Here is a 15677-nt window from a genome sequence, read left to right as displayed (position 1 = left end):
TATCATGGCCACCAAAACCTCATCCAATTCCCGCGGCAAATCCGCCGCCGCCACCCGCAAACGAAACGCCGCCCAGCAGCGCGCGCGGCGGCAGATCCACGCGATCATCCTCTTCGCGGTCGGCATCTTCGTCGCCGCGCTCACCTTAATCAAGGGTTCGAGCGGCTGGAACTGGCTGCACAACGCCATGTTCGGCCTCTTCGGGTGGGGCGCGATCTTCGTCGCCGTCACCCTCCTGTACATAGCCGCGCTGCTCACGATGGACAAGCCCTTCAAGGCCCGCGCGCTCGAATGCGGCGTGCTGGTCGTCCTCTTCTGCGGCGCGCTGCAGATCTTCCAGATGGGCCTGCCCGAGAGCGACCATCTGCTGGACATGCTCGTCGAATGCATCCTGCGCGGCACCGAGGTCAAGAGCGGCGGTCTTTTCGGCGCGATCGCCGGACTTCCGCTCCTGCACTTCTTCGGCAAGGTGGGCGCGGGGGTCGTCATCGTCCTGCTCATCTTCGTCTTTCTGATGCTGCTCACCGGCGGCACCCTCATCGGGCTCGCGCGCGCGGCGCACCAGCCCGTCAAAAAGATCGAGGAGACCTACGCCGACCAGATGCAGAAGCAGGAGGAGCGCCGCGCCGCGCGCGCCCAGGCCGCGCCGAAGACGCCCATCGACATCCCGCTCGACGCCCCGCGCCGGGGCAGGAAAACCGCGAAGGCCGCCCCCGACCTCACCTCGGACGTGCCGCAGGCGGGCGCGCCGGCCGTGCCCCGGCCGAAGGCCGCCGCGATCGACATCCCGCTCGACGACGACTTCGACCCCGCGCTGGCGGGGGGCTTTTCGCTGCTGCCCGCCGACGAGGCAATGGAGTTCGTGCCCGCGCCCCAGCCGTCGATCGACGACCTCGTGAGCAAGGCGGCCACCGACACCGGCCGCTTCTCCTTCAAGGCGGAGCCCGCGCCCGAACCGGCGCCCGAGCCCCTGCCCGAGCCGGACCCCATCCCCGCGCCGCCGCTCGACCGGTGCAAGCCGGACGAGGGCATCCAGATGGAGCTGGAGGCGGAATCCACCATCCCTGTGCACCCGGCCTATGTGAAGCCGCACGTCGGGCTGCTCAAGGAGCCCCGCCGCAAGAGCGAGACGGACATCACCGACGAGATGCGCGCCAACGCCCAGCGGCTGGTGGACACGCTCGCCTCCTTCGGCGTGCAGACCCGCATCGTGGACATCTCCCGGGGCCCGGCGGTCACGCGGTATGAGCTCCAGCCCTCGGCGGGGGTCAAGATCAGCCGCATCACCGGGCTGGCCGACGACATCGCGCTCAACCTCGCCTCGGCGGGCGTGCGCATCGAGGCCCCCATCCCCAACAAGGCCGCCGTGGGCATCGAGGTGCCCAACAAGGTGATCAGCGCGGTATCCATCCGCGAGATCATCGACTCGAAGGAGTTCCAGGGCGCCAAGAGCAGGCTCACCGTGGCGCTCGGGCGCGACATCGCGGGCAATGTGACGCTGGCCGACATCTCCAAGATGCCCCACCTGCTCATCGCCGGCTCCACCGGCTCGGGTAAGTCGGTCTGCATCAACTCGATCATCATGTCGCTACTCTACAAATCCACCCCCGAGGAGGTCCGCTTCCTCATGATCGACCCCAAGGTGGTCGAGCTGGGGGTCTACAACGGCATCCCGCAGCTGCTCGTACCGGTCGTCACCGACCCGAAAAAGGCGGCGGGCGCCCTCTCGTGGGCGGTCACCGAGATGCTCAAGCGGTATAAGCTCTTTGCGGACAACTCGGTGCGCGACCTCGGTTCCTACAACCACCTCGCCGCCCGCACGGAGGGGATGACCACCCTGCCGCAGGTCGTCATCATCATCGACGAGCTGGCCGACCTCATGATGGCCGCCCCCACCGAGGTGGAGGACTACATATGCCGTCTCGCGCAGATGGCCCGCGCCGCCGGCATGCACCTCATCATCGCCACCCAGCGGCCGTCGGTCGACGTCATCACCGGCGTCATCAAGGCGAACATCCCCTCCCGCATCGCCTTTGCGGTGTCGTCGCAGGTGGACAGCCGCACCATCCTTGACATGGGCGGCGCGGAAAAGCTGCTCGGACGCGGCGACATGCTCTTCAACCCCGTGGGCGCGGCCAAGCCGGTGCGCGTGCAGGGGTGCTTCGTCACCGACGAGGAGATCGAGGACGTGATCGCCTTCATCAAGAGCGACGCCGCCGCCGAGTACGACGAAGAGATCGTCAGCGAGATCGACAACCACGTCGTCGCGGGCAAGGGGAGCAAGAACGGCGGCGGGGACGCCTCCGCCTCGGGGGAGGAGTCGGAGGACGAGATGCTCCTGCCCGCGATCGAATGCGTCGTCGAGGCGGGGATGGCCTCCACCTCCCTGCTCCAGCGCCGCCTCAAGCTCGGCTACGCGCGCGCCGCGCGCATCGTCGACGAGATGGAGCAGCGCGGCATCGTCGGCCCCTTCGAGGGCAGCAAGCCGCGCCAGGTGCTCATCTCCCCCGAACGGTGGGCCGAGATGAAGCTGAACCGCGCCGACTAAGCGCATACCCGGGATGCCGCCTCTGGCGGCATCTCTCATTTCCGCCGCCCCGCGCGGCCGAGGAGAGTTGTCATGTTTTTGCCGCTGACCAAACAGGAGATGCGCGAGCGCGGATGGGACCGGGCGGACTTCATCTGCGTGACGGGCGACGCCTACGTCGACCACCCGAGCTTCGGCATCGCGATCGTCTCCCGCCTGCTGGAATCGCTCGGCTACCGGGTGGCGATGATCGCCCAGCCGGTGTCCGACGCGGACTACCTGCGCTTCGGCGCGCCGAAATACGGCTGGTGGGTGACGGGCGGCAACATCGACTCGATGGTCGCGCACTACACGGCCGCCAAGAGGAAACGCTCGGATGACGCCTACACCCCCGGCGGGAAGGCGGGCCGCCGCCCCGACCGCGCCACGACCGTCTACTGCAACAGAATCCGCGCCCTCTTCCCCGACGCGCAGATCGTCATCGGCGGGCTGGAGGCGTCGATGCGCCGCTTCGCCCACTACGACTACTGGGCGGACACGGTGATGCCCTCCATTCTGGTCGACAGCCGCGCCGACCTGCTCATCTTCGGCATGGGGGAAAAGCAGACGGAGCACATCGCGCGGGAGCTGGAAAAGGGCGTTCCCGCGCGGGAGATCCGCTGCAGGGGGATCTGCTACCTCACCGGCCAGCCGGGTCTGCCCGCCGACGCCGTATCGGTGGCCTCCTACGCCAAGGTGAAGGAAAACAAGCTCTCCTACGCCAAGGCCACCCGCACCGAGATCGAGGAGCAGGACGCGGTGCGCGGGCGGAAGATCATCCAGAAGCAGGGGGACGACTGCTTCCTCGTGCAGGCCGAGCCGATGCCCCCGCTCACGACGGCGGAGCTCGACGCGGTGTTCTCCCTGCCCTTCGAGCGGATGTACCACCCCTCCTACGAGGCGCAGGGAGGCGTCGACGCGATCAAGGAGGTCGAATTCTCGATCATGCACAACCGCGGCTGCTTCGGCAACTGCAACTTCTGCTCGATCGCCTTCCACCAGGGCCGCGCCGTTACCTGCCGCAGCGAGGAATCGGTCGTCGCCGAGGCGGAGGGGTTTCTCAAAAATCCGCGCTTTCGGGGGATCATCAGCGACGTGGGCGGGCCCTCCGCCAACTTCCGCCGCCCCTCCTGCAAAAAGCAGCTTTCCAAGGGGCTCTGCGCCGAGCGCAAATGCCTCGCGCCCACCCCCTGCCCCGCGCTCGAGGTCGACCACAGCGAATACCTGCGCCTGCTGCGCCGCCTGCGCGAGCTGCCCGGCGTCAAACGGGTGTTCGTCCGCTCCGGCCTGCGCTACGACTACATGATGCTCGAAAAGGACGACCGCTTCATGCGCGAGCTGCTCCAATACCACGTGAGCGGACAGCTCAAGGTCGCGCCCGAGCATTCGAGCGCCCACGTCCTCGACTGCATGGGCAAACCGCACATCGAGGTCTACGAGCGGTTCGCCGAGCGGTTCTACCGCCTCACCAAACAGGTGGGCAAGGAGCAGTACCTCGTTCCCTATCTCATCTCCTCCCACCCCGGCTCCACGCTGAAGGACGCGGTCAACCTCGCGGTCTTCCTCAAAAAGCACCGCATCCGCCCCGAGCAGGTGCAGGACTTCTATCCCACGCCCGGCTCCATCTCCACCTGCATGTTCTATACCGGGCTCGACCCCTATACGCTCAAGGAGGTCTTTGTCCCCCGCTCGCAGGAGGACAAGTGGCTCCAGCGGTCGCTGCTCCAGTACTATAAGCCCGAGAACCGCCGCGCCGTGCTCACCGCGCTCCAGCGCACCGGACGGATGGACCTCGTCGGCAGCGGGCCCAACTGCCTGATCCCGCCCGACCGGCGCGCGCCCGACCGGGCGGCGGCGGAAAAAGCGGCGGGCCGCCAGGCGCCCGGCCGCGCGAAGGGCCGGGGGGAAGGGCGCGGGAAGCGATCCGCCCGCCCCGCGGGAAAGCGCGGCTCCCGATAACGGGCCCGCCGGGTACCTGTTTACATGAAAAAGCGGACATTTTTTTCGGAAAATGTCCGCTTTTTGTTATGTGGTAAGGCGCTTAGAGCAGGTGCAGCTTGATGCCCGCCTGTTCGATCCACTCCCGCCAGTCCTCGGGGAGGCCGGTATCCGTCACGATCGCGTCGAACTGGGACAGGTGCGCGTAAAACGCCACCCGGACGTTGCCGAACTTGCTTGAATCTGTTACGAGGATGCGCGTCTTAGAGGAGCTGATGGCCGCCAGCTTGAGATCCACCTCATACTGGTAGGTGCAGGTGACCCCCAGCTCCCGGTGCACCCCACCCGCCGAGAGGAAGACCTTGTTGGCGCGCAGGTTATTGACCATCGCGACATTCTCAGGGGATTCGCACATGTCGGTGGCGTGGTGGTAGCTCCCGCCCCCCAGAATGAGGCGCAGGTTCGGCTTCTGCCTGAGCTGGTTAAAGACGTTGACGCTGAAGCACATGGCGGAAAAGTCCATCTCCGCGGGGATGTGGCGAGGCAGGCGTTCCAGCGTGCTGCCGACGTCCAGGATGACCATATCGCCCGGCTCGATCATCGACGCGGCGAACCGGGCGATCCGCTCCTTTTCCTCGAAGTGGGAGCTGTTCTCATAGGCCCACTCGTAATCCGGCCCGATGACCGGCCGGGCCTGGGGGTTCTTGAGCAGGACGTGGCCATGCGCGACGGTCACAATATCGCCCTCTGTAAGCACCTCCAGATCGCGGCGGACGGTCATTTCCGACACCTTCAATTGCCCGGCCAGCTCCCTGACCGTGGAGGAGCGCCTTTGCTGCAGAAGCTCTGTCATCCGGTTGATCCGCAACAGTTTTTTGTCCAATCGAAGCAATCCCTTTCTGTTATGGTCTTGCCAAATCATAACAAATTGTGTTTACATTTTCAAGTGTTTGTGAATATAATGTCGACATATCGCAAATTTCCCTCCAAAAAAATTACAAAAAATTTTATTTTGTGATTTTTTATGTGGTTTTCTCCCAAGCCTCCGAACCCCCATGTGTCCAATTCTCCGAATCTTTCCGCCAACCTCCACATCCGTATTGCAATGCCCAAAAACACCGTGTTAAGATGAGTTTGCAGCCGGTGGTTCCGGTAACAGATTTTTTCACATTCCGTCTGCGGGCACGAAGCCGTTCATGCAAAACGTTTCAAGGAGGGGAAGTCCATGCTCGAAATTCTGGCCGGCATGCTGCGCACCGCCGCCCCCATTCTTCTCGCCGCCATGGGCGGCGTCGTCTTTGAAAAAGCCGGAGTGTTCACAATCGCACACGAGGGCATCATGCTTTTCGGCGCTTTTTTCGGCGTGTTGGGGGTCTATTTGACCGCCTCCCCCCTCATGGGGGTCGCCTTCGCACTGACGGCGGGCGCGGTCTGCGGGCTCCTTTACATCTGGCTGACCGAACGGCTGAGCGCCAACGCGACGATCGTCTCGATCGGCATCAACACGCTGGCGATCGGCGCCACCACCTACATGATGAAGATGATCTTCGGAGATGCGGGGACGGTCGGAAATCCGCGCATCATCGGACTCCCGCGGATTTCGATTCCCTTCTTTGACCGGGTCCCCTTTCTGGACAAGGTGCTCAACAATCACACCGCGCTGGTCTACGTCTCCCTGCTCCTTGTCGCGGCCCTCCACTTTCTGCTTTTCCACACCCACCTCGGCATCTCCCTGCGCGCCGTGGGGGAAAAACCCGAGGCCGCAGCCGCAGCCGGAATCCCCGTCTACCGCTACCGGCTTGCCGCCTCCCTCTTCGCGGGGATGCTCTGCGGGCTGGCGGGGGTCCATCTCTCCCTCGGGTACGTCAAGATGTTTACCGAGAATATCACGGCGGGACGCGGGTTCTTCGCCTACACGGCGGTCGTCTTCGGACACGCCAACCCCTTTGCTGCGGCGCTCGCAAGCTTTGTGTTCGGGCTTGCCGAGGTCGTCACCTTCCGCGTCCAGAATCTGAACCTTCCCGGACCGCTGGTGCTCACCATCCCATACCTTGTCACGCTTGCGGTGCTGATCCTGCGCAACCTGCGCCTGAAAAAGCCCGCCGTTCATAAGCCGACCCCAACCGCGTCTCACAACTAAAATCAAAAAGGGGGATTTCCATGGCAGTACCAATTCAAAAGATGCTCGACTTTTCCGGAAAAACTGTGATCGTCACCGGCGGCCGCGCCGGGCTCGGCTCGGGGATCGCCAAGCGGTTCGCCGAGACGGGGGCCAACGTCGTGATCACCTACCGCACCGAGGACCCGGCGCACCCAGCCGCGGAGGTGGTGGCGGAGATCGAAAAATGCGGCGCCAGGGGCCTTGCCATCCGCACCGACGTGCGGGACGCCGGGAAGAGCCGGGAGATGATCGCCCAAGCGGCGGAAGCCTTCGGGCGGGTGGACATGCTGGTCAACAATGCGGGCATCTACCCCCACCACGACCTGCTCACCGTGGGAGAGGCCGAATGGGACGATATGCACCAGTCCAACCTGCGGGGCGCTTTCTTCTGCGCGCAGGCCGCCGCCAACCAGATGATCCGCCAGGGAACGGGCGGCGCCATCGTCAACATTCTCTCGATCAACGCTTTCCGTCCGATGGCCGACGGGCTCGTCTACGGCTCCTCCAAGGCGGGGCTCGAGATGGTCACGCGCTGTATGGCCTTCGAACTCGGAAAGCACGGCATCCGCGTCAACGCGGTCGCGCCCGGGCTCATCGACGCGCCCGGCCTCGACCAGAACGTCCCCGGCTGGCGGGAACGCTACAGCGACAGGGCACCCCTCGGACGGATCGCGCAGCACGTCGATATCGCCGACGTCTGCATCTTCTGCTGCAGCGAACTCTCCGCCTGGGTGACGGGAGAAACCATCCTTGCCGACGGCGGCATCATGCTCGCCGAGGCCTACTAGAAAAGGAGGCTTCCATGAACGACTATTACTCTCTGAAGGACCGCACAGCAATCGTCACGGGCGGCGGCAGCGGACTCGGCCTTGGCATCGCGCGGGCGCTCGGGCAGCTCGGCGCGTCCGTCCTGCTCTGCGACATCAACGAGACGAGCCTTCGCAGGGCGGCCGAGGAACTCCGGCTGGAGGGGATCAACGCCGCCGGAAGCTACTGCGACGTGACCAAGCCCGACACCGTGCGGGAGTCGCTGGCGCGCGCGAGCCAGGTCTTCGGCGTGCCCGACATCCTCGTGAACAACGCGGGCGTCACGCTGATGCAGGACATCTTTGAGATCGGCGACAAGGACTGGGATTTCATCCTGAGCGTCAACGTCAAGGGGCTCTTCCGGATGACCCAGCTCTTCGCGGACGGCCTGCGCAAGGCGGGGAAGGGCGGCAGCGTCGTCAACCTCTCCTCCAACGGCGCTAAGGTCACCTACGACGATCAGGTGCACTACTGCGCCTCCAAGGCGGCGGTCAGCAACATGACCCAGTGCATGGCCTCCAACTTCGCGGCACTGGGCATCAACGTCAACGCGGTCTGCCCGGGCGCGGTGGACACCGCCATGCTCCGGGCCTGCATGGCCGCCACCGAACAGCAGACGGGCGGAAAGGTGACCGTTGCCGACTGCGAGAGGACCTGGGGCCCGCCCCAGCTCGGCAGGCTGATCCAGCCGGTCGAGGTCGGCCGGGTGGTCGCCTTCCTCTGCACCCCCGCCGCCGCGATGATCCGCGGCCAGTCGATCAACGTGGACGCCGGGAACACCAAATTTTGACGATGAAATAAGGAGGGAATCTCATGAAAAAGGCTCTCGCTCTCATGCTCGTTCTGACCCTGTCTCTTTCCCTGCTGGCAGGCTGCGGCGGCAGTCCGGCCTCCGCCCCCGAAAGCGGCGCGCAGGCCGCCCCCGACTCCAAGGAACCCGCATCCGCCTCAGGCGGGCTCCGCGTCGTCATGGTGATCCCGCAGAGCCTCGGCGACTCAGGCCCGATGGACAGTCTCAAGCAGAACCTCGAGAAAGCCGCTGAAGAGTTCAACCTCGATACCTCCATCTACGAGGCGCTCGAGCCCTCCCAGCACGAGGAGGTCGTCCGCACCTTTGCACGCGAGGGGGTCGACATGATCATCTGCGCCATGCCCACCATGGTCGAGGCGCTCAAGGCCGTGGCCCCCGAGTTCCCCGACACCAAGTTCTGCATGGTCTTCCCCCTCGAGGAGATCGAGATGGACAACGTCGTCTGTGTCGACTTCGCCACATGGGAGGGCTACTACCTGTGCGGCGTCCTCGCCGGGCACATGACGAAGGTAAACAAGGCCGGGCATGTCATCGGCGCCGAGCAGAGCGCGCTGATCGCCAACTACAACGCCTTCAAGGCGGGCGGGAAATCGGTCAACCCCGATTTTGACGTGCTTCTGTCCAACGCGAACTCGTTCGACGACCCCGCCAAGGGCAAGGAGGCCGCCATCAGCCTGATCGACCAGGGCTGCGATCTGATCATCACCGACTGCGCCGCCACCGCGATGGGAGTCATCGAGGCGGGCGAGGAAAAGGGCGTCTTCATCATCGGCGACTCCTCCCCCCACAACGAGATTTCACCCGCGGTCGTGCTGGCCGACACGATGACCCAGTTCGGCCCCGCCATGTACTCGGTGGTCAGTGCGTTCGCCAACGGGAACTTCGCCCCCGGCACCCACTTCTCCACGCTGGCGGAGGGCGGTATCGGCATCACCGTGAGCCCCCTCATCTCCGAGCACCTCAGCGCGGAGGACAAAGCCGCCTTCGACGAGGGCGTGGCTGACGTCGAGGCGGTCTCTGAAAAGATCAAGGCCGGCGAACTGACGGTCGAGCGCAATATTCAGAAGTAACACACCAGTGGACCGGCCCGCGCCCTCCGGGCGCGGGCGGCTCCACGCGACCGGGATGCGGCAGGTGACTTTGATGAATCCTGAATACGATCTGGAGCTCTCCGGCATCACCAAGCGGTTTGGCACGACACTCGCCAACGACCACATCCATTTCGGCGTCAAAAAGGGCGAGGTCCACTCGCTGATCGGCGAAAACGGCGCGGGGAAAAGCACCCTTATGAATATCCTCTATGGGCTTTTGCGCCCCGACGAGGGGGAAATCCTCCTCGGCGGGAAACCGCTCGTCCTGCGCAGTCCCAAGGACGCCATCGCCAACGGCATCGGGATGGTGCACCAGCACTTCATGCTCTCCCCCTCCCTGACCGTCGCGGAAAACATCGTGCTCGGGCACCGGCCGCCCGGACAGCGGGTGCTCTGGAAGCCCCGCGAGATGAAACGCCACCTCGAGGCGATCGGGCGGGATTTTGACGTCGATCTTCCGCTGGACGCGCCGGTGAGCAGCCTGACCGTCGGGCTGATGCAGCGGATTGAAATCGTCAAGACGCTCTACCGCGGGGCGAAAATCCTGATCCTGGACGAGCCCACTGCGGTGCTCACCCCGCAGGAGAGCGAGGAGCTCTTCCATACCGTCCGCAAGCTCTCGCAGGCCGGGCACACCGTCATCTTCATCTCCCACAAGCTGCGGGAGGTGATGGAGATCTCCGACCGGATCACCGTCCTGCGGGCGGGAAGGTCGGTCGACACGGTAAACAAGTCCGATGTCACCCCCCGCCTCCTCGCCCAGATGATGATCGGGCGGGAGATCAGGGGGCTCGAACCCAAGGATACCGACCGGGGGCCGGTCGCGCTCTCGGTCGAGGACCTCGCGGTCCCCGGAGACCGCGGCACGCTGGAGGTACAGGGGCTTTCCTTCGAGCTGCGCATGGGGGAAATCCTCGGCGTGGCGGGCGTGGAGGGCAACGGGCAGACCGAGCTGGCCGAGGCGGTCATCGGGGTCCGCCGCCCCGCGGCGGGCCGCATCGAGATGCAGGGGGAGGAGATCACCCGCATACCCGTCGGCAAGCGGTTTGAACGGGGACTCGCGCACATCCCGCAGGACCGCGTCAAGGAGGGGCTCATCCTCGACTTCTCCCTCACCGACAACCTCGTCCTCAGCATCCGGAACGGCCCGCCCGTATCGAAGCACGGGGTCATGAACTGGAGGGCGGCGCAGGCGGTCAGCCGCGGGCTTATCGGGGCCTATCAGATTAAGGCGTCCTCCCCCGAGGAGCCCTGCAAAAACCTCTCGGGCGGCAACATGCAGAAGGTGGTCGTGGCGCGCGAGCTCTCCAAAAAGCCCCGCGTCATCATCGCCTGCCAGCCGACCCGCGGGGTGGATATCGGCGCGTCGGAATACATACGCAGAATGCTTATGGAGATGCGGGACGCGGGAAACGCCGTGCTGCTCATCTCAGCCGACCTCGACGAGGTCATGGAGCTCAGCGACCGGATCATGGTCATGTACGGCGGCAGAAAGACCGGCGAGCTCCTGCGTGCCGAGGCGGACGAGCACAAGCTCGGACGGATGATGTTCGGCATCGCCGAAAGTGAGGAGGCGGAAGGATGAATCAAAAAGCGGTACGGTTTTTCCGGGGGCTCGCGCGCATCCTGCTTATCCTCCTGTGCGCCTTCGCGCTCAACACGCTGGTGCTGCTCGCCAGCGGAAAAAGCCCCGCCACCATCTACTCGGCCCTGTTTAAGGGCGCGTTCGGCGGCGTCTACAACCTGGCGCGCTCGCTGCGCTGGGCCACTCCCCTCGTCTTCACCGGGCTCGCCTTCGCGGTCTCCTCCCGGTGCGGCATCTTCAACATCGGCGCGGCCGGCCAGCTCTACCTGGGCGCCTTCGCAGCCACGGCGGTGGGCCTCGCCCTTCCCGACGCACCACACCTTGCCGTTCTCACCCTGGCGATGCTGGCCGGGATGGCCGCCGGGATGCTCTGGTCGGTGCTCGCCGGCTCCATCAGCATCCGCTTCGGGGCGAGCATCGTGGTGGTCACGCTCATGCTCAACTATGTGGCCACCCTCTTCACCGAATATCTCGTGCGCTACCCCTACTATGAGCCGGGCACCCTTGGGGAGAGCGGCTCGACCGCCTATATCCCCGAGAGCTCCCGCCTGACCGTGCTGATCGGCGGTACCAACGTCACCACCGGGATTTTGATCGCGCTGATCGTGGCCGCGGTTATCGCCTTCCTCGACGCGAAGAGCGTCATCGGCTACGAGTGCCGGGTCATCGGCGCAAACGAGCGGTTCGCCGAGTTTTCCGGCCTGCGGGTCGGCAGCCGGCAGATGCTCGTCTACGCCGTCAGCGGCGCCATCGCGGGACTGGGCGGCGCGGTCGAAATTCTCGGGAACTACGGGCGGTTCATGATCGACTTCTCCCCTGACGTGGGCTTCGACGGGATCGTCGTCTCCCTGCTCGCGGGCGGCAATCCCGCGCTCGTGCCCCTCTCCGCCTTCTTCATGGGCGCCATGGCGAGCGGGTCCATTGCGATCGAGATGTTCGGCGGCGTCCCCAAGGCCATGGCAAAAATCCTCATGGGGATCGTCATTGTCATCATCACCGTACAGAAGCTGCCGCAAATCCGCGCAAAGCTGAAGGCAGCGGCTTCCGGCCAGTGAAATCATAACCAGGAAAGGATTATATGCACATGAAAAAAGCCTATCTGCGGATTTCCCCGGAGGTCGAGGCGGCACTTGCCGACAACAGGCCGGTGGTGGCGCTTGAGAGCACCATCATCTCCCACGGGATGCCCTACCCGCAAAATGTCGAGACCGCCCTCGAGGTGGACCGGATCATCCGGGAAATGGGCGTCGTCCCCGCGACCATCGGCGTCATCCACGGGGAAATCATCGTCGGAATGAACCGCGACGAGATCACCTACATGGGAAAGACCGGCCTCGCGGTCCGCAAGCTCTCCCGGCGGGATATGGGCGCGGCCGTCGCCCTCGGGCTGGACGGCGCGACCACCAGCGCGGCGACCTCGATCATCGCACACATGGCGGGCATCCACATCTTCGCGACCGGCGGGTTGGGCGGCGTCCACCGGGGGGCGGCGGAATCCTTCGACATCTCCGCCGACCTCGAGGAGATCGCGCGCACGCCCGTCCTGACCGTCTGCGCGGGGCCCAAGGCCATCCTCGATATCCCGCTCACCCTGGAATACCTCGAGACGAAGGGCGTCCCCGTGGTCAGCTATGGTTCCGACTGCCTGCCCGCCTTTTATTCCTCCGAGAGCCCCTACAAGCCGGATTACCGTCTGGACGACCCGGCCGCCATCGCCCGAATGTTCCACCTTCAGCAGGAGATGGGGCTCTCCAACGGCATGCTGGTCTGCAATCCCGTCCCCAGGCAGTATGAAATCCCGCAGGAGGAGATCAACCCGGTCATTGAGCAGGCCGTCCGGGAGGCAGAGAAAAAGGGCATTCACGGCAAGGATTCCACCCCCTTCCTGCTCGACCGGGTCAAGCAGATCACCGGGGGGCGCAGCCTCGACACCAATATCCAGCTGGTTTACAGCAACGTCCGTCTTGCAAGCGAGATCGCCAAGTCGCTCGCCGCGCTTTCGGCGGAAAAAATCTAAAAATTCGTGTGGAAGAAAGCGGGCGGGCGGACGCGGTTCCCCGCCCGCTATGAGGAGTCATCATGGCAGGAAGGATCGAACTGGCGGTGTTCGGACACACCACCAGGGATTTTATCGTCACCTATGACGGCAGGCTCCAGCTCGGGTATCTGGGCGGCGGCGGCATGAATGCCGCCGCCGGGGCCTCCTACTGGGCTAAGGATGGGGAAGTCGGGCTCGTCACGCGGCGGGCCGCCGCCATGCCCCCCGCCCTGCTCGAACCGCTGGTCCGGCACCCCGGTCTAGACGTCGAAGGCGTCCGGGTGATGGAGGGGGAGGGGATCAAGCTGTGGCTGCTCTATGACCTCGACGGGTACCGTCACTGGGTCACGCACCACGATTCCGCCAACCGCATCGAGGCGGCGCCCGCCCCCGGGGACATCCCGCCCCGTTACCTCGACGCCAAGGGCTTTCATATCGCCCCGCTTCCCCCCGAGGAGGTTCTCGCCCTGCTGAACGTCCTGCCGAAGGGGCGCGTTGTCCAGCTCGACCCGCATTACGAGTGGTTCTTCCAACGGCATATCGCCCTGTGGGAACAGATCCTCAAAAAAGTGTCGATTGTCACGCCGAGCGAGGACGAGTTCACGAAGTTCTGGGAAATTCCCTACGGGCAGCCGGTAGAAAACTACATGCCCTATCTCCGCAGGCTTGCCGCCATGGGACCTGGAATCGTTGCCCTCAAAATGGGCGGGAAGGGCGCGGTTCTCCACGTCCGGGAGGGGGATGCCTTCTATCTGGTGCCGCCCTGCGCGCGGGACGATGAAATCATCGACGTCACCGGCGCGGGCGACAGCTTTTGTGGGAGCTTCTGCATCAACCTGCTGCGCGGGAGGCCGCTTCTGGAAGCCGCCGTCTGCGGCATGGTGGGTTCCGCCATCTCGATGGGCCTGCGCGGCGTGCCCGAGTACCTCGGCGTGCCTGCGGGGCAGGCGGAAGCGCTCTACCAAAAGGTACGCGCATCCATGGTAAACCGAATCGTCCGGTTGGACAATCCATAAAGGAGAGGGGCCCCGCTGTGCGGGGCCCCTCTCCTTTGCCGCAGTCCGTTAGGGAAACAGGAGCAACAGCAACAAGACGTATATTTTTTTCAATACGTCTCATGAATGTATAATAGCACATTTGCCATGCTAAAGTCAAGACAATAATTACGTTCGTCTGACGTATGGGAGATGTCCTATGTACAGTATGCAGTTTCAAAATCAAAAGAACCTGGTCGCTGAGCGGGTTGTCCAAAAACGCCGGGAAAAGTGTCTGACGCAAAACGACCTCGCGGCGCGAATGCAGACCCAAGGGGCAAATATCGACCAGCAGAACATCAGTAAAATTGAGCGCAATCTGCGGATCGTCACCGACTACGAGCTTCTGTGTCTCAGCCGGGCGCTTTCCGTCGACGTGTATTGGCTGCTCACCGGTGAGGAGGCGCAGTCATGAGCCGGACCCGCCGGAAAAAGCGCAAGCCGCTTCCCATAAAACAGGTTCTTTGCAGTGCCGCCGCGGTGTTGGCGGCGCTGTTCGTCCTCCTCCTGCTCAATGAGGCGATCGGCGGCCTGCCGCTGCCCGGAATGCAGGACATCCTGAACCGGCTTGACGGCCTCTACGAAAGCGCCGGGCTTTCCCCCGCGGCGGTCACGCGGGCGGAGGGGGAGCTCGCCGTCCACTATGTCGACGTGGGGCAGGCCGACTGCGAGCTGATCCAGACGCCCGAACAGACCGTGCTGATTGACGCGGGCGACGTGGGCGGAGGGGACGCGGTCGCCGCCTACCTCAAGGCGCAGGACGTCGAACGCATCGACCTGCTGATCGCCACCCATCCCCACGCCGACCACATCGGCGGCATGGCGGACGTGGTGAACCAGTTCGAGATCGGCAAGGTCCTATTTGCGGAGACGCCGAAATCGCTGACCCCCACCTCCAAGACCTACGAACGCCTGCTCGACGCGATCGCCGACAAGGAATTGAAGGTCGCAAAGGCACAGCCTGGCATCAAATACGATCTCGGCGGCGGCGCGATACTCACCGTACTTGGGCCGATGGACGAATACCGCGACGACCTCAACGAAAATTCCGTCGTCTGCCGCCTCGACTTCGGCGAAACCGCCTTCCTTTTCACCGGCGACGCCAGCAGGCAGAGTGAAAACGACCTCGTCAAAGCCTATGGCGACGGTCTTTCCGCCGATGTGCTCAAGCTCGGGCATCACGGGAGCGACACCTCCTCTCAGGAGAAATGGCTGAACGCCGTCGACCCGGAGATCGCGGTCTGCTGCGTCGGCTGGGACAACTCCTATGGACACCCGAGCCCGAAGGTGCTTGAACGACTGGAAAAGCGCGGCGTCACCCTTTACCGCACCGACCGCAGCGGGACAGTCGTCGTCACTTCGGACGGGGAACAGCTTTCGGTGCAAACCGAAAAATAATTGATTATCCGCTCAGGTCGCGGCGGAGGCTGCCGGTGGTCGGCCGGCGTTCGCTTGAGATTTGCCGCTCGTGAAGCGGCAGAGCTTGTCGGTAGTCGACCGACAACGACCCCATTTCTTGTACGGACAAGAAATGGGGGAAAGAAACCGCAGGGGCTTAGGCGGCCTGCCCGGGCTGCGCCCGGAGCGCGCTTACGCGCGACGGCCGCTCGCGGGCGCTCCGCCCCGCGACCCCGGCTTGAGTCCGC

13 protein-coding genes are annotated in these 15677 nt (G+C 64.4%); 12 read left to right on the top strand and 1 reads right to left on the bottom strand.

The window, feature by feature from the left end; genetic code table 11:
- Window positions 1-4 precede the first annotated feature (4 nt).
- Entirely contained in the window at window positions 5-2548 is a 2544-nt protein-coding gene (locus RDM88_RS02400; protein WP_308752863.1) for a DNA translocase FtsK, read from the top strand.
- A 72-nt stretch (window positions 2549-2620) separates the two neighbouring features.
- Complete coding sequence (locus tag RDM88_RS02395; RefSeq protein ID WP_308752861.1) at window positions 2621-4525, top strand: YgiQ family radical SAM protein; 1905 nt, start codon at window positions 2621-2623, stop codon at window positions 4523-4525.
- Between the two features lie 82 nt (window positions 4526-4607).
- Here RDM88_RS02395 and RDM88_RS02390 read toward each other — a convergent pair whose 3' ends face one another.
- Complete coding sequence (locus RDM88_RS02390) at window positions 4608-5357, bottom strand: DeoR/GlpR family DNA-binding transcription regulator (protein ID WP_308752859.1); 750 nt, start codon at window positions 5355-5357, stop codon at window positions 4608-4610.
- Window positions 5358-5729: 372 nt separating this feature from the next.
- On the opposite strand from RDM88_RS02390, the gene RDM88_RS02385 reads away from it, so the two are divergent.
- From RDM88_RS02385 to RDM88_RS02340, 10 genes are all read left to right on the top strand, one after another.
- Window positions 5730-6644, top strand: coding sequence for an ABC transporter permease (locus RDM88_RS02385; protein ID WP_308752857.1), 915 nt, complete (start codon window positions 5730-5732; stop codon window positions 6642-6644).
- A gap of 20 nt (window positions 6645-6664) precedes the next feature.
- Window positions 6665-7453: an SDR family oxidoreductase gene (locus RDM88_RS02380; protein ID WP_308752855.1), complete on the top strand. Its 789-nt coding sequence runs from the start codon at window positions 6665-6667 to the stop codon at window positions 7451-7453.
- A gap of 14 nt (window positions 7454-7467) precedes the next feature.
- Window positions 7468-8262, top strand: coding sequence for an SDR family NAD(P)-dependent oxidoreductase (locus RDM88_RS02375; RefSeq protein WP_308752853.1), 795 nt, complete (start codon window positions 7468-7470; stop codon window positions 8260-8262).
- A 23-nt stretch (window positions 8263-8285) separates the two neighbouring features.
- On the top strand, window positions 8286-9353 hold the full coding sequence (locus RDM88_RS02370; RefSeq protein WP_308752851.1) for a BMP family ABC transporter substrate-binding protein: 1068 nt from the start codon (window positions 8286-8288) through the stop codon (window positions 9351-9353).
- A 73-nt stretch (window positions 9354-9426) separates the two neighbouring features.
- On the top strand, window positions 9427-10959 hold the full coding sequence (locus tag RDM88_RS02365; RefSeq protein WP_308752849.1) for an ABC transporter ATP-binding protein: 1533 nt from the start codon (window positions 9427-9429) through the stop codon (window positions 10957-10959).
- Window positions 10956-12014: an ABC transporter permease gene (locus RDM88_RS02360; protein ID WP_308752847.1), complete on the top strand. Its 1059-nt coding sequence runs from the start codon at window positions 10956-10958 to the stop codon at window positions 12012-12014. The genes RDM88_RS02365 and RDM88_RS02360 overlap by 4 nt, the downstream gene beginning before the upstream one ends.
- 29 nt (window positions 12015-12043) lie before the next feature.
- Window positions 12044-12976, top strand: a complete 933-nt coding sequence (locus RDM88_RS02355; RefSeq protein WP_308752845.1) for a pseudouridine-5'-phosphate glycosidase — start codon at window positions 12044-12046, stop codon at window positions 12974-12976.
- Window positions 12977-13038: 62 nt separating this feature from the next.
- On the top strand, window positions 13039-14013 hold the full coding sequence (locus RDM88_RS02350; protein ID WP_308752843.1) for a carbohydrate kinase family protein: 975 nt from the start codon (window positions 13039-13041) through the stop codon (window positions 14011-14013).
- A gap of 178 nt (window positions 14014-14191) precedes the next feature.
- The gene (locus RDM88_RS02345; protein ID WP_308752841.1) at window positions 14192-14446 is read left to right on the top strand and encodes a helix-turn-helix transcriptional regulator; all 255 of its coding nucleotides are present in this window, start codon (window positions 14192-14194) and stop codon (window positions 14444-14446) included.
- The gene (locus tag RDM88_RS02340) at window positions 14443-15429 is read left to right on the top strand and encodes a ComEC/Rec2 family competence protein (RefSeq protein WP_308752839.1); all 987 of its coding nucleotides are present in this window, start codon (window positions 14443-14445) and stop codon (window positions 15427-15429) included. Before RDM88_RS02345 ends, RDM88_RS02340 begins: the two co-directional genes overlap by 4 nt.
- Window positions 15430-15677 lie beyond the last annotated feature (248 nt).

This window comes from uncultured Anaerotruncus sp. (genome assembly GCF_902490045.1).
In the GTDB taxonomy this organism is placed as follows: domain Bacteria; phylum Bacillota; class Clostridia; order Oscillospirales; family Ruminococcaceae; genus Anaerotruncus.
Note: the sequence above shows the minus strand (reverse complement) of the source record. Positions and strands in the feature narration are given on the sequence as shown.

Coding starts and splice junctions, on each gene's coding strand:
- RDM88_RS02380 (WP_308752855.1), top strand. CDS start 6,665: ATGGCAGTACCAATTCAAAAGATGCTCGACTTTTCCGGAAAAACTGTG.
- RDM88_RS02395 (WP_308752861.1), top strand. CDS start 2,621: ATGTTTTTGCCGCTGACCAAACAGGAGATGCGCGAGCGCGGATGGGAC.
- RDM88_RS02385 (WP_308752857.1), top strand. CDS start 5,730: ATGCTCGAAATTCTGGCCGGCATGCTGCGCACCGCCGCCCCCATTCTT.
- RDM88_RS02340 (WP_308752839.1), top strand. CDS start 14,443: ATGAGCCGGACCCGCCGGAAAAAGCGCAAGCCGCTTCCCATAAAACAG.
- RDM88_RS02400 (WP_308752863.1), top strand. CDS start 5: ATGGCCACCAAAACCTCATCCAATTCCCGCGGCAAATCCGCCGCCGCC.
- RDM88_RS02370 (WP_308752851.1), top strand. CDS start 8,286: ATGAAAAAGGCTCTCGCTCTCATGCTCGTTCTGACCCTGTCTCTTTCC.
- RDM88_RS02350 (WP_308752843.1), top strand. CDS start 13,039: ATGGCAGGAAGGATCGAACTGGCGGTGTTCGGACACACCACCAGGGAT.
- RDM88_RS02375 (WP_308752853.1), top strand. CDS start 7,468: ATGAACGACTATTACTCTCTGAAGGACCGCACAGCAATCGTCACGGGC.
- RDM88_RS02360 (WP_308752847.1), top strand. CDS start 10,956: ATGAATCAAAAAGCGGTACGGTTTTTCCGGGGGCTCGCGCGCATCCTG.
- RDM88_RS02345 (WP_308752841.1), top strand. CDS start 14,192: ATGTACAGTATGCAGTTTCAAAATCAAAAGAACCTGGTCGCTGAGCGG.
- RDM88_RS02355 (WP_308752845.1), top strand. CDS start 12,044: ATGAAAAAAGCCTATCTGCGGATTTCCCCGGAGGTCGAGGCGGCACTT.
- RDM88_RS02365 (WP_308752849.1), top strand. CDS start 9,427: ATGAATCCTGAATACGATCTGGAGCTCTCCGGCATCACCAAGCGGTTT.
- RDM88_RS02390 (WP_308752859.1), bottom strand. CDS start 5,357: ATGACAGAGCTTCTGCAGCAAAGGCGCTCCTCCACGGTCAGGGAGCTG.